Raw genomic sequence first — 19039 nt, forward strand, 5'->3', positions numbered from 1 at the left:
ACCCCATGGGAAGGTGTAGCGGCCGGCTTATTCTTTTTCAAATTCTTCCTGCAAGATCCTTCTCACCTCATGTACGGTTTCCTCTTCGAGGTCTGAACGGCGTACAAGTTCTTCCGGAGTCAGGTCAAGCACACTGCGGGCGGTATCGCAACCGATTCTTTTCAGTTCGTCTATCACCCACGGTTCGATCTCGTCTGCAAATTCTTCCAGGTCGATATCGAACTCTGTCTGTTCCTGCTCTTCATCGCGGAATACATCAATTTCCATTCCGGTGAGTTCGCAGGCCAGTTTAATATTTACGCCTTTTTTACCGATGGCCAGTGATACCTGGTCAGGTTTCAGGTAAACGGAAGCGTATTTATTCTCGTTGTCCACGTCCATCCGGCTGATCCTTGCGGGCGTGAGCGCGCGCTGGATAAGCAGCTGGATGTTGGCGGTATAGTTGATAATGTCGATGTTTTCGTTCCGGAGCTCGCGAACGATACCGTGGATACGGCTACCTTTCATACCCACGCAGGCGCCCACGGGGTCTATCCGGTCGTCATAGGATTCCACGGCTACTTTGGCTCTTTCGCCCGGCTCACGCACGATCTTTTTGATCACGATCAGCCCGTCGAAGATCTCCGGCACCTCTATTTCGAGGAGTTTGGCCAGGAAGGAGGGATGTGTTCTGGAAAGGATGATCAGCGGGGAGTTGTTCTTCAGTTCCACTTTTTTCACCACGGCCCGTACGTTTTCACCCTTTTTGAAGTAATCTGTCGGTATTTGTTCTGATTTAGGCAATATTAACTCATTCCCTTCATCATCCAATAATAAAACTTCCTTTTTCCACACCTGGTATACCTCGCCGGTTACGATCTCGCCTACACGGTCCGCATACTTTTTCACCAGGATGTTCTTCTTGAGGTCCCCGATGCGGGCGGTGAGCGTCTGTTTGGCTGCGAGAATGGCGCGACGGCCGAAGTCCATGATCTCCACTTCTTCGTAGAGGTCTTCACCCACCTGGTAGTCAGGCTCCACCAATATAGCTTCAGAATAGGCGATCTGGGCGTTATCGTCTTCCACGGTGCCGTCTTCCACGATGGTACGGCGGCGGAGGATCTCCAGGTCACCTTTCTCGGTATTTACAATCACGTCAAAGTTCTCATCTGAGCCATATTTCTTACGCAGCAGGGTCTTGAACACATCTTCCAACACCTTCATCAGCGTGGGGCGGTCAATGTTTTCCGCCTCCTTAAATTCGGTGAATGACTCAATCAGGTTAATACTAGCCATGTTCTGTTATAGTTTTTAAAACACGATACACACCTTTGTGTGCTTTATTTCGGATAAATTGATGTTTGTTATGATGATCTCTTTTTTCTTGCCAATGGTTTCTTCCAGCGTCAGTTCCGTACCGGTGGCGCCAAGAAGCTTTCCTTCTTTTACGGTTCCGTCCAGCAGGGTCACTTCTACCTTGCGGCCGGTGTTCTTCACGAATTGCCGGGGATTTTTCAGCGGTTCATCCAGCCCGGGGGAGGATACTTCCAGGGAAAAGTCATTGTCCGGAAATAACCCCGCGGCTTCCAGCTGGGGGTATAGTTGGCGGTTCAGGGACACGAGCTTGTCTATCGAGGCACCGTTGTCAGCATCCACAAACACTTTCACATTATTGGTGGGCTTTATCCTGATCTCTACAATAAAATACTCCGGTTTGTCCGCCAGCAGCGCTTCCAGCATTTCCTGTATACGCGCTATCACTTGTTCGTTTGCCATATGAAATAGAAGAAGGGGACTCATCGCGTCCCCTTCATTTGAATCATTTTTCCGTTACAAAATTAGCATTTATTTTCATTCCAAGAACAATTTCTTCTAAATATAACGCCCACAGAACCCTTATCTACACACATTATTGTTTATTTTAATTGGACGGGCGGCCGGATTAGCTTAAATTGAGGTGGAAATGATTTCCCGCATCAATATCGAACTGGCGGCCTGGACGCTGGGACTCATCCTCCTGGCATTCCTCGATCCGCATGCAGGCCTCCCCAGCTTCTGTGTTTTTAAAGCGGCTGGCCTCGAAGGCTGCCCGGGATGCGGGTTGGGCCGGGCCATTTCCCATCTGTTGCACGGGGAATGGAAAGAAAGCTGGGAAAGCCACCGGCTGGCAGCGCCCGTACTGCTGATGCTCCTGTTGCGCATCGGCAAGCTCGGCAGAGATCAATATTTAACACTCAGATATGAATGACTTCTATTTCGCCATGTTACCCGGCATCGACCACGAAGAGATGATCTGGCTGGAAGAGCTTACCAAAAAGTTCGACCCCGAGGCGCGCAAAAAATTCCTCTATCTCTACCAGGCCAGGAGGAAAGACCCGCAGACCATCCTGCTCACCTGCCTGCTGGGCTTCGTGCTCGTCAACGGTGTGCACCGTTTCCTGCTGGACCAGATCCTGTGGGGGCTGCTGTACCTTTTCACAGGAGGTTTCTGCCTCATCGGCACCATCATCGATGCGGTGAACTACCGGAAACTTACCTGGGAGTACAACAAACAGGTGTCTATGGAAGTCGCATCCATGGTGGGCCGGGTGTAAGGCATTTCGTTAAAGAAACCTTAAAATGGATCGTAAAAATGGAGATACTGCTATCTTTGTAGCATTATGCTCAAGCTTTTATTCTACATCTTTTTAGGATGGCTCTTATATAAACTGGTATTCGATTTCTTCATTCCCGTTTACAGGGGCACCAAACAAGTGCGCCGCCAGGTGCGCGACATGCAGGACGCGATGCGCCAGCAGTATGAACAGCAACAACAGCAGCAGGGCCCGCAGCAGGCTCCTCCCCGCCCCGCAGAACCCATCAAGCGGGACAAAGGCGATTACATCGACTTTGAAGAGATCAAGAATTAATTTTTCCGGAAAACATCCAGGATGGTTTTTGGCGCCTGCAGGTGGATCGTCTGTATGCCCAGCGCGGTTGCCCCATCGATATTCGGCAGGGTATCGTCTATGAACAGCGTATGTTCGGGCTTCAGGCCGTTCTCATCCAGTATCACCTGGTAGGACTCTTTCTCGGGCTTGCGGTAGCCGATGAGGTGGGAATAATAGCTCCTGTCGAAGAACGCCGCCAGTGAAGGGATACCTCTTTCTTTTTCGAGCTGTTTGTTCAGCGCTTCCAGGTGGATGGCGTTGGTATTGCTCAGCAGGAAGAGGTCGTAGTGGTTGCGGAGCTGCTGCAGCAGTTGCAGTCTTGCCACGGGGAAGTCCAGCAGCATGGCGTTCCAGGCATCAATGATCTGTTGTTCCGTGGTGCCTCCGGGCAGGTGTTCTTTGATCTTGTCGAGGAATTCTTCAGGGGTTACGCGGCCGGTTTCGAGGTCTTCGAAAAGCGCGTTGGCGTGGAACTGGTTGTACAGTTCATCGAAATTTTGGGCCCCGAGGGCTTTAAAAGCCTGGCTGGTGAGCTGGTAGTTGATGTTGAGGATAACGCCCCCGAGATCGAAGATGATGTGTTTGATTCCTTGCATGGCAGGGCAAAGTTAGGGTGCGGCAGGAAAAATTTGCAAAAGATTCAGCAAAAAATATTTACTTTTGCCGTCCCCCGCGAGAGGGGGCCCAATAAAAGTTCTATATATTTTTGCCCGAAAGGGCGCCGGTCCTATAGCTCAGTTGGTTAGAGCATCTGACTCATAATCAGAGGGTCCCTGGTTCAAGCCCAGGTGGGACCACTTAAAAGAGGGGCTCAAGATGTTGTATCTTGAGCCCCTTTTAATTTGAGTTTGATTTAAATTATTGCGGGTAATTCACGATATGTAAATTTATAGTCTTACCAAATGTTCCCCCTTTTCCAAATTAGTTTAATATGCAAAGCAACAAAACAAAGGCCCTATACTATCTTGCATGGACAATAATAATTATTGGTACTTCTATTACTTTCCGATACTTGTCTATGCTCCAAAATGAAGGATGGACAATTAATAGCTCGAGTATTGATATTGAAAAAACCGGCCAATTTGGCGACTATATTGGAGGATTTGTTGGTACATTATTCTCACTTTCGGGATTCATCTTTCTTTACCTAACTCTAAAAGAACAAAGAATTGCTTTTCGCAAAGAACGATTTGAAAATAAGTTTTTTGATTTACTCAAAATTCATAGGGAGAATGCCAATGAAATACAAGTTTCATTCACAAAGGTTAATACCACCTCTAAAATTGTTAAAGGGAATATTTCAACAAAAAATAACGATGAAGTAACCAAAGAATATAATCTTAAGGGACAGCAAGCCATCAAATACATCAGCGACCAAATATCTATCTGCCGCCAAGAAATCAAGCCTTTCTTTTTTAAAAAATCAATTGAGAATATTTATACGCAAGAGTATTTAAATACGATGATTGAAGAGGAATTCATGCATGAAAGGGATTTGGAATTACGAGAATTAGCAAAAACGGATATTGCGTATACAATAGTTTTTTTTGGGCTCGAACCTAATGGAAATTATATTCTAAAAAATACTTTTTATCGTAAGTATAACAGCGAGATTTATGAGAATATTATAAACTACCTAGCTCTTAAGCCAGTTGAAAAATCGGATAACTGGACACGATGGCAAAAAATTAGAAAAATAGGAACAACTGACAAAAAAATAGATTTTGTCAACGCTGTAATTGAAAAGCGGAAAGACCAGCCCAAAATAAAAAATCGAAATAGTTTCCCTGTAGACTCACCCCAATTCTTAGATTTATATTATAAAAATGATTTCCACAAATATTATAGTGGTGTTCAACTTCAGTTAGGGCACTATTTCAGACACCTTTATCAATTTGTAAACTTCATAAATGATCAGCATTTTCTTAGTTACAAAGAAAAGTACGAATACGTCAAAACTCTTCGCGCACAATTTTCAACTTACGAACAGATAATTCTCTATTTCAATAGCTTGTCTTCGATGGGAAATATTTGGGAAATCCGATGTTCCCTGAGGTTTTCAGAAACTGAAAAACGAACCATTACACCTAAACAATTGATAAATAAACAATTGATTACAAAATATAATCTAATTAAAAATCTTCCTATGGGGCAATTATTTAGACAAGATTTTGCAAGACATTACCCCAATGTAAAATTCGAATCATATCCAATGCCTCCGGGAAGGAAAAAATTGCTGAAACTATATCACTAATAGCATCAATTGGAAAATAAAATTGAAATTCCTTTCCCTATAAAATCCCAAAAACATCCCTTAATTTCATCCCCATCCTAAAACCTCTGCATGACAACAGTAATTCCACGTACAGCCGTTAAAGACTACGGCTATGCCATCCGCGTATCGCTTATCGCCGCGCTGGGCGGCTTTTTATTCGGGATGGAAGTGGCCGTTATCTCCGGCGCTGAGAAAACGATCCAGCAATTATGGTCATTGAATTCCTTCTGGCAAGGATTCACAGTCGCATCCAGCCTGATCGGTACCGTGTTCGGGTCGCTGGTGGTGGGTGGGCCGGCGCAGAAGTATGGGCGTAAAAAAGTGCTGATGGTTATTGCGTTGATGTACCTGCTGTCTGCCATCGGCTGTGCAGTAAGTTCTGCCTGGCTGCTGTTTGTGCTGTTCCGGTTCATTGGCGGGCTGGCCGTGGGCGCTTCTTCCGTGGTAGGACCGATGTACATTTCAGAAATAGCGCCGGCGAAGATACGTGGCGCCTTGGCGGGCTCGTTCCAGGTGAATATCGTAGCGGGGATTCTTGTGGCTTACCTGGCAAACTTCCTGCTGGCGGATATTGGCACCGATGCCTGGCGGTATATGCTCGGCGTAATGGCCATCCCGGCGGCGATATTTGCGTTGCTGGTAAGAACTATTCCCGAAAGCCCGCGCTGGCTGGTGCTTAACGGGCAGGACGAAGCCGCGGGACGCATCTTTGCGCGTACAGGCGAAACCGATATAGCGGGATTGATCAGGGAAGAACATGCGCTGGCGAAACAGGGGATCAAAGAGAAACTTTTTTCGGGGAAATATAACAAACCCATCTTCTATGCCATGCTGCTGGCCATGTTCAACCAGCTGTCCGGCATTAACGCGATCATTTATTATGCGCCCAGGATCTTCGAAATGGCGGGCTTCAACCAGGCCAGCGCATTCCAGCAATCGGTGTACATCGGCGCGGCCAACTTCGTTTTCACTTTGCTGGCCATGAGCGTGATAGACCGCTTCGGCAGGAAAAAGCTGCTGCTCACTGGCGCGGCAGGCATGTTCATTTTCCTGGCGTTAACGGCTGTGGCGTTCAACAGTCCCGGTGGCGGCGGCAGCAGCGTGATCATTTACCTGGTCGGGTTCATTGCCTGCTTTGCGTTTTCGCAGGGAGCGGTGATATGGGTGTTCATTTCAGAGATATTCCCCAACGCAGTGCGCTCGCAGGGCGGCTCTCTGGGCAGCTTCACACACTGGATCATGGCGGCCATCATCTCGTGGACCTTCCCCATCATCGTGGAAGGCAGCCCCGATGGCGGCTTTTACTCTTTTATATTTTATAGTGTGATGATGCTGATCTCTTTTGTTTTCATCTGGCGCGTAATGCCGGAAACGAAAGGAAGATCGCTGGAACAGATACAGCAGGAGCTGGGGATAAAATAACTTCTTCAGAAATAACCACAAGTCCCGTCCCTGCTTAGCCGGGACGGGACCTGCTCATTTATGCCTCTTCAATAACCGCATCCGGCGCATTGGCTTTCACGGAAGCTTTGCCCTTTTCGCGCCCGCTGCTGTTCTCGTACATCTCGCTGGTGCCGATCACTTCCTGGTTGCCGCCCTTGAGCACAAAATACAGGCGCCCGTCTTTGGCCGTCCAGTCCGCATACTGCCGGTCTATTGCCGCATTTCGTTTTACTGATGCAACCCCTTCAAGGCATTTGTCTTTCGTTGAATAATGCTCGCTGGTGAGAATGGTTTCGCCATTGCCGGCTTTGAGGTTGAAGTAAAAAACGCCGGAAGGACCTCGGGTGATAACAAATTTGCCCATAAAGATGAGTTTTTGAGAATACCGCAAAAAGAGGGCCATCTGAACGTAACAATGGAACCCGCAAAAAGTATAATTATTACAGGCGGGAATATTTTAATAAATTAGGCGTCCTATGATAGTCCTGATCCAATCGATAGACAGGGTTGGCCTCGTGGCCGGCATATCGGCCATAATGGCTAAAGAGCGGCTGAACATTGTTTCGCTGAGGGAGTTCGTGGATAAGACGGATAACCGCTTTTACATCCGCATCGAAGCCGAGCACGAGGCAGATCCCATAGCGCTGGAGAGCGCCATCCGGGAGGTATTGCCGCCGGATGCATTTGTAAGCATCAACCCCAGGCCGGAGAAAAAGATCGCCGTTATGGTGACCAAAGAATACCATTGCCTGGCGGATATTCTCGTGCGCAACCAGTTCAACACGCTGGGCGCCACCGTTCAATGCGTGATCGGCAACCACCAGGTGCTGGAAAACATCTGCCAGCGCTTCGCCATTCCTTTCCATTATATTTCACACGAGCAGGAAAGCAAAGCCGCCTTCGAAGAAAAAATAGAGGAGGTCATTGCCGGCTACAACCCGGATTATATCGTGCTGGCCAAGTTCATGCGGGTACTTAGCCCTTCGTTTGTAGCGAAATATCCTGAGCGGATCATCAACATCCATCATTCTTTCCTCCCCGCGTTCGCCGGCAGCCAGCCTTACCGGCAGGCCTTTGAAAGAGGGGTCAAGCTGATTGGCGCCACTTCTCACTTTGTGACCAATGAGCTGGACGAAGGGCCGATCATCGCGCAGCAGGTGATACCGGTGAACCACTCTTTTACCACAACGGATATGATACGCGCGGGCAAGGAGATCGAAGTATCTGTGCTGGCCAAAGCGCTCCGCCTGGTTTTCAGCGACAGGGTGTTCGTGTACCGGAACAAGACGGTGGTGTTTGAATAATGGAACAAACAATTTGTATAAAAGAAAAAGCGCACCATCGTGCGCTTTTCTTATTCATGGAAGGGATCAATTCCATTTTGCGGCGGAGGCGGACGCCGTCATCCTTCTTTTCCGGGGAATGAACCGGTGGCAGATGTCTTTATTTCTGATTGTCTTTCGTTTTCGCCGGTGCATCTTTTTTGATCACGGGCGGTGCAAACTTTACTTCTTCCTTCACTTTCGCGGTCGCGTCTTTTTTGATCACGGGCGGCGTGAACTTAGCCTGCGGCTTTGCATCTTTTTTAATGACAGGAGCCGCCAGCCTGGTTTCTTTTACTTCAACATCTTTCCGGATCACGGGTGGTGTGAACTTTACTTCTTTGCCGGTAGTTTCTTTTTTGATCACGGGCGGCGGCGGAGGGGGCGCTTTTTTGATCTTCTTCGGCGTTACTTCCGGAGCATCTTTCGGGGGCAGTGGCGGCGGAGGGGGCGGTACTTTTTTGTCCTGGTATATAACTTCTTTACCTTTTACGGGCGTGGCCTTTTTTTCCTGGGCAGAGAGCGTAGTGCACGCCAGCAGCAATACAGCAGCCAGGGAGGGTAGCTTCAGCATAACATGGGTATTTTTTACGTAGATGCAGGCCTCCCCGTTTTCCACAAAATTTCTTTAAAATTCCCCGGAACTCAACCCACATGCGTCACACCGGCGCCAGGCGCGATCTCGAAGGCGATGTTCACCTTGGTGCCCTGGGCCGCCCCGTCTTCGCTGTAAAGGTCTATCACCCTGATATGGAAGGTTGAATTGAAAAGCGCTTTGTAAAGTTCTACCCGCTCCATGCACAGGCTCATGCCTTTGGAAGCATGGCCGGAGGGATGGCGCCGGGAAGACTGCGCACGGCCAACGCCATTGTCTGTGATCTCGCACAGCAGTTCTTTTTCCTTTGGCCTGCGCCAATGGATGTTCAGGCTGCGGTCGCCTTCCTTGTTCATCAGCCCATGCCAGATGGCGTTTTCCAGGAACGGCTGGATGAGCATGCCGGGCACGAAATACTCGTCGGGGTTAATGCCTTCGTCAATAAAAATATTGTAATCGAAAGGTTTATTGGTGCGCAGCGCTTCTATTTTGAGGTAATGTCCCAGCAACTCTACTTCTTCCCGCAGGGAAATAAAATTCTTTTCCGCGTGCATCAGCACCATGCGCAGCAGCCGCGCGAAGTTGGATACATAATCACTGGCCTTGTCAATATCCGCCGCCAGGATGCAATGGTAGATGCCGTTCAGGCAGTTGAAGAGGAAGTGCGGGTTCATCTGGCTCTTGAGCGTTACCAGCCTGAACTCCGCCAGCTGTTTATGCAGCAGCTGCACTTCCATGGCCTGCCGCCGGGCTTTTTCCTCTATCACGGTGCGCGCTATCTTGGAAGCGCAGATGGCGGCGATCCTTTCCAGCAGGGCCAGGTGCTCCATCGTATAAAAATCGCGGCGCGAATGCTCCGAATCAATAATGCCTATTACTTTCCCGCGGTCTATGATCGGCACGGTGATCTCAGACAGCCGGCGCTCATCGTCCACGATATACCGCGGGTCTTTGGACGTATCGGGGATGATCTCCGGCCTGCCCGTGAGGGCTACGCTGCCCACGATACCCCGGCCCAGTTTGATCTCTATCGGATCGCGGATCTCGAAGCGCACGGGGTTCTTGGGGCCATAGGCGGCCTTTTGCACCAACAGGCCCTGTTCCTCGTCCAGCAGATAGATCACGCAGTCTTCCAGGTGAAGGCGTGAAATGCAGTTCTTGGCCACATCCCAGAGGATGTCGTCTACCGTGTTTTTGCCGAATAATGAAGTGGTGAAGTAATTGAGCGTGGCTTCTGTTCTGTATTGCCGCCTGTACCGGGCCATCCGGCAGTACAGTGCTGCCAGCAGCAGTACGAGCGCAGCGACTAGAGCGATATAAACGGTTATAGGCATTGGATTCCCCAAATTCCGCCCCAATTTACTCTTTTTTCTCCGCAGCACGTTATATTTGCACCCTATGGAGCAGATAGTGCAGCAAATAGAAGCATATAAGCAGGAAATTGCCGCTTTCCAGCCGAAAACGGCGGAGGAACTGGAACAATACCGCATTAAATTCCTCGGTACCAAAGGATTGGTAAAAGCCCTGTTCGGCGAAATGAAATCCGTGCCCAGCGAGCAAAAGAAAGAATTCGGGCAGGTGCTCAACAGCTTCAAGCTGCTCGCCGAAGGCAAATACGAAGAGTTCCAGCACCTGAAAGACGGCGCTGCAGACGCTTCCAGCCACCTGGACCTTACCCTTCCCGGCGAACCGCACCGCCTGGGCACCCGCCATCCTATCAGCATCGTGCGCAACAAAGCGATCCGCATCTTCGAACGCCTCGGATTTACCATCGCGGAAGGCCCGGAGATCGAGAACGACTGGCATAACTTTACCGCGCTCAACCTGGACGAAAACCATCCCGCCCGGGATATGCAGGATACTTTCTACGTGCACAACAACCCGGACTGGCTGCTGCGTACGCATACCTCCTCAGTACAGGTGCGCGTGATGGAAGAAGGCAAGCTGCCCATCCGCATCATCTGCCCCGGCCGCGTATACCGCAACGAAACCATCAGCGCCCGCGCGCACTGCTTCTTCCACCAGATAGAAGGGCTGTACATCGCGGAGAATGTTTCCTTTGCCGACCTCAAACAAACGCTGTATTATTTCGTGCAGGAATTCTTCGGCGAAAACTTTAAAGTGCGCTTCCGCCCCTCTTTCTTCCCGTTCACCGAGCCGAGCGCTGAAATGGATATTTCCTGCCTCATCTGCGGCGGCGAAGGCTGCAACGTGTGCAAGCATACCGGCTGGGTGGAAATACTCGGTTGCGGCATGGTGCACCCGCAGGTGCTGGAAAATTGCGGCATCGATTCAACGAAGTACACCGGCTTCGCATTCGGCATGGGCATCGAAAGACTTACCATGCTCAAATACCAGATCAAAGACCTCCGGCTCTTCTCGGAAAACGACCTCCGTTTCCTGAAGCAGTTCCAGGGCGCCATATAATTTTCTCCCATAAGGCCGGAACCATCCAGTTCCGGCCTTGTTATTTCCACGTGTTCCCCTTAATTCGTTGCATATGCAGTCCATTCAGAACATCCATACCATTGCCGTTTGCGGCGCAGGCACTATGGGCGCAGGCATCGCGCAGGTATGCGCTGCCGCCGGCTTTCATACCCGCCTCTTCGACCTGAATGAAAAAGCCCTGCAGCAAGGTTATGCGCAGATCAGCGGCAACCTGCAAAAAGCAGTAGACAAAGGAAAGATGCCAGCCCAGCAGATGACGGACATCCTCGGCCGCATCACCCTTTGCCATGAACTGGAGGCATGCAAGGCGGAAGTTGTCATAGAAGCCATCGTAGAGAAAGTAGAAGCCAAAGCCGCGCTTTTCAACCAGCTGGCAGCCATCAATCATGAAGACGCCATCTTCGCCACCAATACCTCTTCCCTTTCCGTGACCGAGATCGCCCGGCAGGTGGCAAATCCGCAGCGGGTAGGAGGCCTGCACTTCTTTAACCCCGCTCATCTGATGCAGCTGGTGGAAGTGGTGAAGGGCGAACAAACATCTACACATACCGCTCATCTTTTATATGCCCTTGTGCTTGAAATGGGTAAAACGCCCGTGCGTGTAAAAGATGCGCCCGGCTTTATCGTGAACCGCGTTGCGCGGCATTATTATCTTGAAGCCATGGAAGCCGTGGAAGCCGGCATTGCAGATATAGCGGCGGCAGACCGGCTGCTCGAAGCTGCCGGGTTCAGGATGGGGCCTTTTGCGCTGATGGACCTCATCGGCAATGATGTAAACTATGCAGTGACCGTTTCGCTATACGAAGCATTCCAAAAGGCGCCGCGGTTCAAACCCGGGGCCATGCAGGCGGCACTTGTGGCGAAAGGCGAGCTGGGCCGCAAAACCGGGAAAGGTTTTTACAAGTATTGATTTACATTTGTGCCGCAATAACAAATCATCCGTCATGATCCTTGTAACCGGGGGAACAGGTTTTTTAGGCAGCTATCTTCTGCGTGCGCTCGTGCAGGCCGGCAAACCCGTACGCGCCTTATACCGCAGCCGCATCCCGGAACAGGTGAACGATATTAAGGACAAAGTGGAATGGTTCCAGGCGGATGTGCTGGATACCGGCGCGCTGGAAGACGCTATGCAGGGCATCACGGAAATTTATCATTGCGCCGCCATTGTTTCCTTCCAGCCGGACAAGCGCGATGAAATGCTCAAAGCCAACATCGAAGGAACGGCCAACGTGGTGAACCTCGCTATCGACATGGGTATCCGCAAGATCGTGCACGTCAGCTCCGTGGCTGCGCTCGGCAGGGCAAGGCAGCAAACAGCCATCACCGAAGACGCGCAATGGGAAGAAAGCGGCAACAACTCCAACTATGCCATCAGCAAGCACCTCAGCGAAATAGAAATATGGCGTGGCATTGCCGAAGGGCTGGATGCCGTGATCGTAAATCCCTCCATCATTCTCGGCAGCGGCTTCTGGCACGACGGCACGGGACTGATGCTGAAGAATGCCTGGAAAGAATTTCCCTACTATACCGAAGGCGTGAATGGCTTCGTGGATGTGCGCGATGTGGTGACCGCCATGATCCGCCTGATGGACAGTCCCATTTCAGGCGAAAGGTTCATCCTCAACGGCGACAACTGGGCATACCGCCAGCTCTTCACCCGCATGGCCGAAGCGCTGGGCAAAAGACCGCCCCACATCGCGGCAAAACCATGGATGGCTGCGCTGGTATGGAGAATGGAAAAACTCCGCAGCCTCTTCACCGGCAAACGCCCGCTCATTACCCGTGAAACCGCCCGCACGGCTCAATTGAAAGTGTACTACAACAGTGAAAAGATCAGGCAGGCGCTGCCCGGTTTTACATTCAGGCCGCTGGATGAAACAGTGGCCGACGTGAGCAGGGATTACCTGGCTGCACAATAACCCTTTCCCGAACATCATCAGCGCTCTTCTTTACCACGAAAAAAAGGGACGCCTTGCATGGCGCCCCTCAGGAATATTATCTGCCCGGCGCAAAGAGCTTTGCTGCCGGACCTTCATTGTTTCGTACAAGCCTACGGCCTGAACAGCAGTCCCAGCATCACCGCGGCAAGCGTTCTCTGCAGGCCGGCGTCAACTTTCGTATGCAGCCATACCTTCGGCGTTTCACCGGTCAGCACGGCGGCAACCGGTACGCCTTTCAGCTGGAACTCGTAACAGATCTTTTCCGTGCTGTTGCGGATGCCAAAGCGGTTATGCGCGGTGATCCTGATCTCGTCTGTTGAAGAGCGGAGTATGCCCACCGTTTTATTGTCGTTCAGCTCAAGGAAAGCGATGTTCTTTTTCAGCAGCAGTTCCCAGCTCTTCAGCGGGTCTTGCGCCGTGCCGCCAACAAACATGTACCAGAGCGGCGCATCACCGGCCAACGTGCTGAGATATGCGGGAAGCGGGCGGCTGGAAAAGGTGATCTTCCCGGTGCTCAGTACCTGCACGGGCAACTCGGCATCCTGGGTTTTGACGTTGAAATAAAAAGCGTCTGCTGTACTTTTAAATTGTTTGGCCGGCGTATTGGCCGCCACGCCATTGGTACGGGAAGTGGTGGTATAAGCGCCGATCGTGATCGTTTTGGCTGTCAGCCAGCCGTCTTTGATCTTCACCGGCTGCTCGTTGGCTGCAATATAAAGGCCGGGATCGGCTACCGGTTTTTTGACGGTGGCACAGGCTGTAAGAAGCAGGCAAAGGGCAATTAAGGGGCGGTAAATCGTCTTTATCATGTGTTTCTGAACTAGCTGTTGAGCTTTGACCAGATCTCCGGGATGCGTTTGATCCAGGCCATTTCTTTTTTCTTGGTGCGGGCTTCATCTACCGGCGAACCGAAATAAGTTCTCCCGCCTTCAATGCCGGAGGCAACTCCACTCTGTGCCAGCACAACGGCGCCTTTGCCGATCACAAGGTCTTTGTTCACGCCAACCTGTCCCCAGAGTATCACATTGTCTTCGATAATGGCCTTGCCACCTATGCCGACCTGGGCTGCAAAGAGGCAGTTCCTGCCGATCACCGCGCCGTGACCGATGTGCACCATGTTGTCGAACTTGGTGCCTGCGCCGATGATGGTATCGCCGCTTACGCCCTTATCGATAGTGCAGCTGGCGCCTATCTCCACGTCATGTTCAATGATCACCCGGCCGCAGCTGAGCAGCTTGTCGTACATCACCTCCCGGTCTGCCCGTTTTTTGAAATAAAAAGCATCTGCACCGATAACGGTACCGGAATGGATGATCACGTTGTCGCCGATGATGGTATGATCGTAGATGGTAACGTTGGGATGGATCACGCAGTTCCTGCCGATGGTTACATGGTGGCCAACAACCACCCCGGGCGATACAACGGTGCCTTCACCTATCACGGCGGTATCGCTGATGGGGGAAGTAACCGGCACGAAGGGGCGGTACTTCTTTACGAGGCTCACGTATGCGCTGAAAGGGTCGGCCGTTACCAGCAATGCTTTGCCCGCGGGCGCTTCCACCTTCTTGTTGATGATGATGATGGTGGCGGCGGAAGTAAGGCAGGCATTGTAGTACTTCTCGAAATCCACGAACGAGATGTCTCCCGTTTCCACTTTGTGTATCTCGTTGATGCCGGTTGCCATGAGCGAATTATCGCCTGTAAGTTCTGCGCCGATAAGCGCTGCTATTTCTTTTACCGAAATCGGTTTATCAAACTTCATAGTTCATCTTTAAATCAGACAGCAAAGTTAGGGGGCGTTATCCACACTTTTTTTCTGCCTGTGAATAAAATTTCTTGTAATTTTTTTCTTTTGTGATGAAATTCTTTTTAATATTGTGTAGGGAATTTTTGTTTCCCTGTACTTACTAACCCATTCACATAACAAGAAAGTCTGATTGTTCTCACGGTCAGACTTTTTTTATTGCCCTTGTAACCCGCGGCAGCAAAGCGTTTCAAAGCATCGTATTTTTTCACGCACATCACCGGCACAAAATAAAACGCCGTTTGCTGATGTTTTAATATGCCCGGACACTCAGGTAGCCTTTCCCCGTTTTTTGATCCGGTTGACCCTTTTAAGCGCTTTTGAAGGCAAATTTTTTGAAAGGAAACGAACTTGCCGGGTTAATCCTGGAGGTTTGCCATCTTAATGAGTTGCTGAAGGCGGAGTATCCTGATCTTTTTACCCGTCAGGTCTATCACTTTCTCCTTCTTGAACTCCGAAAGCAGGCGTATCGCAGATTCGGTAGCGGTGCCTACAAGATTGGCAATCTCTTCCCTGGAAAGGGTTACGTTGATGGTTTGTTCATCTTCTTCCAGGCCATAGGTTTCTTTCAGCGTAAGCAGGGTTTCAGCCAGGCGTTCCCTTACCGGCTTCTGCGCAAGATGGGTGATCTTCAGCTCAGCCCTTCTCAGCTCGCTGGTAAGTATCTGCATCATCTTAAGGGAAAGCGCGGTATCTGTCTGCAATATCTGGAGGAATATATCGCGGGGGATAAAACACACCGCACTGTCTTCCAGCACGGTAGCTGTTGCGGTATACGGTTCGTTGTCTATGAGCGCTTTATAACCGATGAGGTCTCCGGGTTTCACGAGGCGGATGATCTGCTCCCTTCCTTCGTCGCCGCTGTGCGAAAGTTTCACCTTCCCTGTATTGATACAGTAGATGCCATAGGGATGTGCGCCTTCCTGGAAAATCACCTGGCCCTTTTTGTACACTTTGCACTCTTTTGCGTTGGCTATCTCCGCCACATGCTCAGGCGTGGCTGCGGAAAATATCTCGCCCAGGTATTTGTTGCAGAACCGGCATTCTGTTTGACCGCTTAACATATCATATGCCATAAAACCTCTAAGGATGCGGCAAAATTACTAATTTACAGGCCCTTAACCAAAGTAAGCATTTTGAGCCTGCACTATTTTGCCGTGTACAAGCCGTATGAAGTATTGACCCGCTTCGGGAAAGAGGGAGACAAGGCCGTATTGTCCGACTACTTCAACGTACCGCGCGATGTTTACCCCGTCGGCCGGCTGGATTACGACAGCGAAGGGCTGCTGATACTTACCAACGACAAATCGCTCAACCACCGCCTGCTCGATCCCAAACATGCCCATGAAAGGGAATATTGGGTGCAGGTAGACGGGGCGGTTACCAACCAGGCCATCCGCGCATTGCAGGAAGGAGTGACCATTACGGTAGACGGCAAGCCGTTCCGCACCCGCGGGGCAGACGCCGTGATATTTGACAACGAGCCGGCCGTGCCCGAACGTAACCCGCCCATCCGGTTCCGCAAGCATATACCCGCTCCCTGGATACGGCTTATACTCCGCGAAGGGAAAAACAGGCAGGTGCGCAGGATGACGGCCGCCGTAGGTTTCCCCACGTTGAGGCTCATCCGTTACAGGATCGGGAAGCTCAGCCTTGGCGATATGCAGCCCGGCGATATGACGGCGCTTTCGCAACAGGAAATGTACAAAGCCCTTTTCCATTAATGGCCGGCCCGCTCAAAATGAGCTGGTTCCCAAGAAATATGGCTTCATTTGACTAGATTTGTCACATAAACAGATAATATGCTCAAATCCATGACCGGCTTCGGCCGTGCGGAGGTAACCCGGGGAGAAACAACCGTTGTAGCAGAAATAAAGTCGCTGAACGGCAAACAGTTTGAAGTGAACCTGAAGATGTCCCCTCTGTTAAAGCCCTACGAATTCGACATCCGCAACCTCCTGCAGCAGGAACTGCAACGCGGTACGCTGGACGCCACCATCAACATCAAACAGAACGGCGCTACCCGGCCTGTTGTGATCAACACCGAGCTGGCCCGTTACTACCACTCCGCCATTTCATCCATGGCCACCGAGCTTTCCCTTCCGCAGGAAGACATGCTCAACGTGTTGATGAAACTTCCTGAAGTAGTAACCCCCGCTTCCGAACAAATGGAGGAATCAGAATGGCTGGAAGTGGAAAAAGTGATCCGCACCGCCGTGAGCGACATGGACGCCCACCGCATAGACGAAGGCGCCATGCTCGAAAAGGACCTGCTGCTCCGGATAGACAACATCCTGCTCTACACCGAAAAGGTAAAAGAGCTGGACCCGCTGCGCAAAGACAAAGCGCGCACACGACTCGAAGGACTGCTGGCGGAATACGTGGGCAAAGAGAATGTAGACGCTAACCGCATGGAACAGGAGCTGATCTTTTACCTGGAAAAGCTGGACATCTCCGAAGAGCTGATCCGCCTGCAAAACCATTGCCGGTACTTTAAAGACATACTCGCCGAAGCCGAGCCTGCCAAAGGCAAAAAGCTGGGATTCGTGCTCCAGGAGATAGGCCGCGAGATCAATACCACCGGCTCCAAAGCAAACGACGCCGGCATCCAGCAATGGGTGGTGATGATGAAAGATGAACTTGAAAAAGCCAAAGAGCAGGTACTGAACGTACTATAAGCAGCATAAACTATGACCGTAAAGACGAACCAGGGATGGGCCGCCCTCCTGATCTGCCTGCTGGCCTTCGCCTGCAAGCCTCCCAGGCTGGAAACATTTGAAAAGAACCGGGATATTCCCGATTCCGAATGGGCGGTAGACAACAGGCCGGTATTTGAACTGGAGCTGAGCCCGGAAGATACCGCCTGGTATTACAACATTTACGTGAACGTGCGGCATACCGACGCATATCCTTACAACAACCTCTGGTTGCTCGTGAGCACACAGCTGCCGGGAGACAGTACAGCGGTTACCCGCCGCGTGGAGCTGCCCCTGGCCGATACTTACGGCAAATGGCTGGGAAGCGGCATGGATGATATCTATGAGCACCGCATCCCCATCCAGCAGAACGCCATCCTGCCAAAGCCCGGTATCTACCGTTTTACATTCGAGCAGAACATGCGCCAGAACCCCTTGCCCGATATGCTGAGCATGGGCCTGCGCATCGAAAAAGCCGCTTTGCGGAAGTAGATAATGAAACCGGGCGTTATAAAGTTTAAAAAGGACGGACCGCGGGGTTCCATCCAGCCTTAAAAACATAATTGACGGATGAAACAATCTTCATCTGGTTTGGAGAATAAAAAGCTGATCACCGGCATCTACGTTTTTGTGCTGGTATACACCGTCGTGCAATTGCTATGGTGGGGCGTGCTGCTGCACCAGCAAAGCAAGCAGATCGCGAAATACGAGCAGCTGGAGATCACTCACCGGATGCACCAGCTGAACCATCCCGCGGAGTTTTTCCAGGAAATGCAGCGCCTTCACAAAGAGCAGCAGATGCGTACCTTCAAATACATCGGCGAAGGCGTGATATTCCTGGTGCTGATACTCGCCGGCGCCGCCATCGTATACCGCGCCGTGTGGAAGCAGATGAAGCTCAGCCAGCAACAGCAGAACTTTATGATGGCGGTGACCCATGAGCTGAAAAGCCCCATCGCCGTAGCCAAGCTGAACCTGGAAACGCTGCGCCGCCATAAGCTGGATGAAGAAAAACAACGCAAGCTGCTGGATGCCACCATCCGCGAAACCAACCGGCTGGACCAGCTCTGCAACAATATCCTGCTGGCCGCGCAGTTCGAGCACCGCAAATACCAGCCCTTCCTGGAACACCTGGACTTCTCCAGGCTGCTCAAAGACGCAGTGGAAGAGCTGCAATGCCGCACCGTAAGCCACAACATCGAGTCGGACATTATGCCGGGGGTGGAACTGCAGGGAGACAAGTTCATGATCACCCTCATGCTGAACAATCTCGTTGAAAACGCCATCAAATACGCGCCCAAAGGCACCGGCATACATGTGAGGCTGTTCAGGGCAGGCGATGCGCTGAAGCTGGTTGTGAACGACGAAGGGGAAGGCATCCCGCAGGAAGAAAGGGGCAAGATCTTCCTTAAGTTCTACCGCATAGGCAACGAAAACACGCGTAAAAGCAAGGGCTCCGGGCTGGGGCTGTACCTCACCCGCAAGATCGTGGAGCAGCACGGCGGTAGTATAGCCGTGAAGGATAATATCCCCAAAGGCACGAGTTTTGAGATCACCTGGAACGATTATTCCGTACAATCTGCATAAAATTAACCGGTTGTACGTAA

22 protein-coding genes and 1 tRNA gene are annotated in these 19039 nt (G+C 51.0%); 14 read left to right on the forward strand and 9 right to left on the reverse strand.

The features are described 5' to 3' along the window. Positions 1 to 27: 27 nt before the first annotated feature. Positions 28 to 1275 carry a transcription termination factor NusA gene (gene nusA / locus R3I13_RS05535; RefSeq protein ID WP_346316931.1) on the reverse strand — a complete coding sequence of 416 codons (1248 nt, stop codon included), beginning with the start codon at positions 1273 to 1275 and terminating at the stop codon, positions 28 to 30. A 15-nt stretch (positions 1276 to 1290) separates the two neighbouring features. Then, a complete protein-coding gene (locus R3I13_RS05540; protein ID WP_346316932.1) occupies positions 1291 to 1755 on the reverse strand; it encodes a ribosome maturation factor in 465 nt (154 codons plus the stop codon). A 187-nt stretch (positions 1756 to 1942) separates the two neighbouring features. On the opposite strand from R3I13_RS05540, the gene R3I13_RS05545 reads away from it, so the two are divergent. From R3I13_RS05545 to R3I13_RS05555, 3 genes are all read left to right on the forward strand, one after another. Beyond that, positions 1943 to 2227 carry a DUF2752 domain-containing protein gene (locus tag R3I13_RS05545; RefSeq protein WP_346316933.1) on the forward strand — a complete coding sequence of 95 codons (285 nt, stop codon included), beginning with the start codon at positions 1943 to 1945 and terminating at the stop codon, positions 2225 to 2227. Next, positions 2220 to 2573, forward strand: coding sequence for a TM2 domain-containing protein (locus tag R3I13_RS05550; protein ID WP_346316934.1), 354 nt, complete (start codon positions 2220 to 2222; stop codon positions 2571 to 2573). Before R3I13_RS05545 ends, R3I13_RS05550 begins: the two co-directional genes overlap by 8 nt. Before the next feature lie 66 nt (positions 2574 to 2639). Continuing rightward, a complete protein-coding gene (locus R3I13_RS05555) occupies positions 2640 to 2888 on the forward strand; it encodes a hypothetical protein (protein ID WP_346316935.1) in 249 nt (82 codons plus the stop codon). Here the strand turns inward: R3I13_RS05555 and R3I13_RS05560 are convergent. Continuing rightward, the gene (locus R3I13_RS05560) at positions 2885 to 3505 is read right to left on the reverse strand and encodes an HAD family phosphatase (protein ID WP_346316936.1); all 621 of its coding nucleotides are present in this window, start codon (positions 3503 to 3505) and stop codon (positions 2885 to 2887) included. The genes R3I13_RS05555 and R3I13_RS05560 overlap by 4 nt on opposite strands. Before the next feature lie 127 nt (positions 3506 to 3632). On the opposite strand from R3I13_RS05560, the gene R3I13_RS05565 reads away from it, so the two are divergent. The 3 genes from R3I13_RS05565 to R3I13_RS05575 all read left to right on the forward strand — a co-directional run bounded on the left by R3I13_RS05565 (position 3633) and on the right by R3I13_RS05575 (position 6606). Next, positions 3633 to 3706, forward strand: a tRNA-Ile gene (locus tag R3I13_RS05565). Positions 3707 to 3840: 134 nt separating this feature from the next. After that, on the forward strand, positions 3841 to 5163 hold the full coding sequence (locus R3I13_RS05570) for a putative phage abortive infection protein (protein ID WP_346316937.1): 1323 nt from the start codon (positions 3841 to 3843) through the stop codon (positions 5161 to 5163). Positions 5164 to 5253: 90 nt separating this feature from the next. Continuing rightward, on the forward strand, positions 5254 to 6606 hold the full coding sequence (locus R3I13_RS05575) for a sugar porter family MFS transporter (RefSeq protein WP_346316938.1): 1353 nt from the start codon (positions 5254 to 5256) through the stop codon (positions 6604 to 6606). A gap of 58 nt (positions 6607 to 6664) precedes the next feature. On the opposite strand, the gene R3I13_RS05580 is transcribed toward R3I13_RS05575, so the two are convergent. After that, positions 6665 to 6991: a YegP family protein gene (locus R3I13_RS05580; protein ID WP_346316939.1), complete on the reverse strand. Its 327-nt coding sequence runs from the start codon at positions 6989 to 6991 to the stop codon at positions 6665 to 6667. A 112-nt stretch (positions 6992 to 7103) separates the two neighbouring features. Between R3I13_RS05580 and purU the strand changes: the two genes are divergently transcribed. Continuing rightward, positions 7104 to 7931 carry a formyltetrahydrofolate deformylase gene (purU, locus tag R3I13_RS05585; protein ID WP_346316940.1) on the forward strand — a complete coding sequence of 276 codons (828 nt, stop codon included), beginning with the start codon at positions 7104 to 7106 and terminating at the stop codon, positions 7929 to 7931. A gap of 139 nt (positions 7932 to 8070) precedes the next feature. Here purU and R3I13_RS05590 read toward each other — a convergent pair whose 3' ends face one another. Continuing rightward, positions 8071 to 8523 carry a hypothetical protein gene (locus tag R3I13_RS05590; RefSeq protein ID WP_346316941.1) on the reverse strand — a complete coding sequence of 151 codons (453 nt, stop codon included), beginning with the start codon at positions 8521 to 8523 and terminating at the stop codon, positions 8071 to 8073. A 71-nt stretch (positions 8524 to 8594) separates the two neighbouring features. Further along, positions 8595 to 9878 carry a histidine kinase gene (locus tag R3I13_RS05595; RefSeq protein ID WP_346316942.1) on the reverse strand — a complete coding sequence of 428 codons (1284 nt, stop codon included), beginning with the start codon at positions 9876 to 9878 and terminating at the stop codon, positions 8595 to 8597. 64 nt (positions 9879 to 9942) lie between these two features. On the opposite strand from R3I13_RS05595, the gene pheS reads away from it, so the two are divergent. The 3 genes from pheS (at position 9943) to R3I13_RS05610 (ending at position 12911) form a co-directional block, all read left to right on the forward strand. Next, a complete protein-coding gene (gene pheS, locus R3I13_RS05600) occupies positions 9943 to 10971 on the forward strand; it encodes a phenylalanine--tRNA ligase subunit alpha (RefSeq protein ID WP_346316943.1) in 1029 nt (342 codons plus the stop codon). A gap of 73 nt (positions 10972 to 11044) precedes the next feature. Beyond that, positions 11045 to 11902, forward strand: a complete 858-nt coding sequence (locus R3I13_RS05605) for a 3-hydroxyacyl-CoA dehydrogenase NAD-binding domain-containing protein (RefSeq protein ID WP_346316944.1) — start codon at positions 11045 to 11047, stop codon at positions 11900 to 11902. Positions 11903 to 11936: 34 nt separating this feature from the next. Continuing rightward, positions 11937 to 12911 (forward strand): NAD-dependent epimerase/dehydratase family protein, encoded by a 975-nt coding sequence (locus R3I13_RS05610; RefSeq protein ID WP_346316945.1) that lies wholly within the window; start codon positions 11937 to 11939, stop codon positions 12909 to 12911. A 131-nt stretch (positions 12912 to 13042) separates the two neighbouring features. Here the strand turns inward: R3I13_RS05610 and R3I13_RS05615 are convergent, their stop codons facing one another. From R3I13_RS05615 to R3I13_RS05625, 3 genes are all read right to left on the reverse strand, one after another. Continuing rightward, a complete protein-coding gene (locus R3I13_RS05615) occupies positions 13043 to 13741 on the reverse strand; it encodes a hypothetical protein (protein ID WP_346316946.1) in 699 nt (232 codons plus the stop codon). An 11-nt stretch (positions 13742 to 13752) separates the two neighbouring features. Continuing rightward, on the reverse strand, positions 13753 to 14694 hold the full coding sequence (locus R3I13_RS05620; RefSeq protein WP_346316947.1) for a UDP-3-O-(3-hydroxymyristoyl)glucosamine N-acyltransferase: 942 nt from the start codon (positions 14692 to 14694) through the stop codon (positions 13753 to 13755). A gap of 401 nt (positions 14695 to 15095) precedes the next feature. Then, positions 15096 to 15800 (reverse strand): Crp/Fnr family transcriptional regulator, encoded by a 705-nt coding sequence (locus tag R3I13_RS05625; RefSeq protein ID WP_346316948.1) that lies wholly within the window; start codon positions 15798 to 15800, stop codon positions 15096 to 15098. Between the two features lie 72 nt (positions 15801 to 15872). On the opposite strand from R3I13_RS05625, the gene R3I13_RS05630 reads away from it, so the two are divergent. The 4 genes from R3I13_RS05630 to R3I13_RS05645 all read left to right on the forward strand — a co-directional run bounded on the left by R3I13_RS05630 (position 15873) and on the right by R3I13_RS05645 (position 19019). After that, positions 15873 to 16460 (forward strand): pseudouridine synthase, encoded by a 588-nt coding sequence (locus R3I13_RS05630; RefSeq protein ID WP_346316949.1) that lies wholly within the window; start codon positions 15873 to 15875, stop codon positions 16458 to 16460. A gap of 78 nt (positions 16461 to 16538) precedes the next feature. Then, on the forward strand, positions 16539 to 17414 hold the full coding sequence (locus tag R3I13_RS05635; RefSeq protein ID WP_346316950.1) for a YicC/YloC family endoribonuclease: 876 nt from the start codon (positions 16539 to 16541) through the stop codon (positions 17412 to 17414). A 12-nt stretch (positions 17415 to 17426) separates the two neighbouring features. Then, positions 17427 to 17924: a gliding motility lipoprotein GldH gene (locus R3I13_RS05640; protein WP_346316951.1), complete on the forward strand. Its 498-nt coding sequence runs from the start codon at positions 17427 to 17429 to the stop codon at positions 17922 to 17924. Positions 17925 to 18002: 78 nt separating this feature from the next. Further along, on the forward strand, positions 18003 to 19019 hold the full coding sequence (locus tag R3I13_RS05645; protein ID WP_346316952.1) for a HAMP domain-containing sensor histidine kinase: 1017 nt from the start codon (positions 18003 to 18005) through the stop codon (positions 19017 to 19019). Positions 19020 to 19039 lie beyond the last annotated feature (20 nt).

Source organism: Chitinophaga sp. YIM B06452 (assembly GCF_039655965.1).
Lineage (GTDB): Bacteria > Bacteroidota > Bacteroidia > Chitinophagales > Chitinophagaceae > Chitinophaga.

What these genes read in the sequence shown, in the direction of transcription:
- nusA (WP_346316931.1), bottom strand. Translation starts at nt 1,275, where the DNA reads ATGGCTAGTATTAACCTGATTGAGTCATTCACCGAATTTAAGGAGGCG.
- R3I13_RS05540 (WP_346316932.1), bottom strand. Translation starts at nt 1,755, where the DNA reads ATGGCAAACGAACAAGTGATAGCGCGTATACAGGAAATGCTGGAAGCG.
- R3I13_RS05545 (WP_346316933.1), top strand. Translation starts at nt 1,943, where the DNA reads ATGATTTCCCGCATCAATATCGAACTGGCGGCCTGGACGCTGGGACTC.
- R3I13_RS05550 (WP_346316934.1), top strand. Translation starts at nt 2,220, where the DNA reads ATGAATGACTTCTATTTCGCCATGTTACCCGGCATCGACCACGAAGAG.
- R3I13_RS05555 (WP_346316935.1), top strand. Translation starts at nt 2,640, where the DNA reads ATGCTCAAGCTTTTATTCTACATCTTTTTAGGATGGCTCTTATATAAA.
- R3I13_RS05560 (WP_346316936.1), bottom strand. Translation starts at nt 3,505, where the DNA reads ATGCAAGGAATCAAACACATCATCTTCGATCTCGGGGGCGTTATCCTC.
- R3I13_RS05570 (WP_346316937.1), top strand. Translation starts at nt 3,841, where the DNA reads ATGCAAAGCAACAAAACAAAGGCCCTATACTATCTTGCATGGACAATA.
- R3I13_RS05575 (WP_346316938.1), top strand. Translation starts at nt 5,254, where the DNA reads ATGACAACAGTAATTCCACGTACAGCCGTTAAAGACTACGGCTATGCC.
- R3I13_RS05580 (WP_346316939.1), bottom strand. Translation starts at nt 6,991, where the DNA reads ATGGGCAAATTTGTTATCACCCGAGGTCCTTCCGGCGTTTTTTACTTC.
- purU (WP_346316940.1), top strand. Translation starts at nt 7,104, where the DNA reads ATGATAGTCCTGATCCAATCGATAGACAGGGTTGGCCTCGTGGCCGGC.
- R3I13_RS05590 (WP_346316941.1), bottom strand. Translation starts at nt 8,523, where the DNA reads ATGCTGAAGCTACCCTCCCTGGCTGCTGTATTGCTGCTGGCGTGCACT.
- R3I13_RS05595 (WP_346316942.1), bottom strand. Translation starts at nt 9,878, where the DNA reads ATGCCTATAACCGTTTATATCGCTCTAGTCGCTGCGCTCGTACTGCTG.
- pheS (WP_346316943.1), top strand. Translation starts at nt 9,943, where the DNA reads ATGGAGCAGATAGTGCAGCAAATAGAAGCATATAAGCAGGAAATTGCC.
- R3I13_RS05605 (WP_346316944.1), top strand. Translation starts at nt 11,045, where the DNA reads ATGCAGTCCATTCAGAACATCCATACCATTGCCGTTTGCGGCGCAGGC.
- R3I13_RS05610 (WP_346316945.1), top strand. Translation starts at nt 11,937, where the DNA reads ATGATCCTTGTAACCGGGGGAACAGGTTTTTTAGGCAGCTATCTTCTG.
- R3I13_RS05615 (WP_346316946.1), bottom strand. Translation starts at nt 13,741, where the DNA reads ATGATAAAGACGATTTACCGCCCCTTAATTGCCCTTTGCCTGCTTCTT.
- R3I13_RS05620 (WP_346316947.1), bottom strand. Translation starts at nt 14,694, where the DNA reads ATGAAGTTTGATAAACCGATTTCGGTAAAAGAAATAGCAGCGCTTATC.
- R3I13_RS05625 (WP_346316948.1), bottom strand. Translation starts at nt 15,800, where the DNA reads ATGTTAAGCGGTCAAACAGAATGCCGGTTCTGCAACAAATACCTGGGC.
- R3I13_RS05635 (WP_346316950.1), top strand. Translation starts at nt 16,539, where the DNA reads ATGCTCAAATCCATGACCGGCTTCGGCCGTGCGGAGGTAACCCGGGGA.
- R3I13_RS05640 (WP_346316951.1), top strand. Translation starts at nt 17,427, where the DNA reads ATGACCGTAAAGACGAACCAGGGATGGGCCGCCCTCCTGATCTGCCTG.
- R3I13_RS05645 (WP_346316952.1), top strand. Translation starts at nt 18,003, where the DNA reads ATGAAACAATCTTCATCTGGTTTGGAGAATAAAAAGCTGATCACCGGC.